Below are 474 nucleotides of genomic sequence, written 5' to 3'. Positions count from 1 at the left end.
CTAACGCCAACAACAGGCGCCTATTTGTGTTTGCGACCATAGGAGCAAGCTCAAATAGGTCGCCTGATTGTTTTTGTTAGGTGCCTTTATACTCTTCCAAGATGAGAGCAATTTCTGGATCTGTATATTTTTTAATTGGGCATACAGTATCAGCGTCAGACCTACGTTGATATTCTCCGCTATCGAATGCTAGATAAATGGAGAAAGCAGGCTCTGGAAGAGTGTTTCCAACTGTATGATCCAGTATAAAGTCATCTGTCATATGGCCAAAGACGAGATTTACTACCTCATCCGAAAATTCATATGAATACTTACCCGTATGGTAATTCTCAGCTACATGCAAAGTTAACTGGTTAAGACACTCTGGCGGCGTACACAGGTACTGTTCACAATACTCTGTAATATCACGTTCCATGTTATTCGACTTACTTGCTATAAATGCGAGATCCTCGATTTTCATTGTGCACCTAACGC

At 41.1% G+C, this 474-nt stretch carries 1 protein-coding gene; it reads right to left on the bottom strand.

Annotation, left to right across the window (positions count from 1 at the left end; all coding sequences use genetic code 11):
* Nucleotides 1-76 precede the first annotated feature (76 nt).
* Nucleotides 77-474, bottom strand: a 398-nt coding sequence (locus tag AN944_RS21075) for a hypothetical protein (protein WP_055026588.1), incomplete at its 5' end; no start/stop codon positions are given.

It is taken from the genome of Shewanella sp. P1-14-1 (genome assembly GCF_001401775.1).
In the GTDB taxonomy this organism is placed as follows: domain Bacteria; phylum Pseudomonadota; class Gammaproteobacteria; order Enterobacterales; family Shewanellaceae; genus Shewanella; species Shewanella japonica.
The sequence above is the reverse complement of the archived record's forward strand: the minus strand, read 5'-3'. Positions and strand labels throughout refer to the sequence as shown.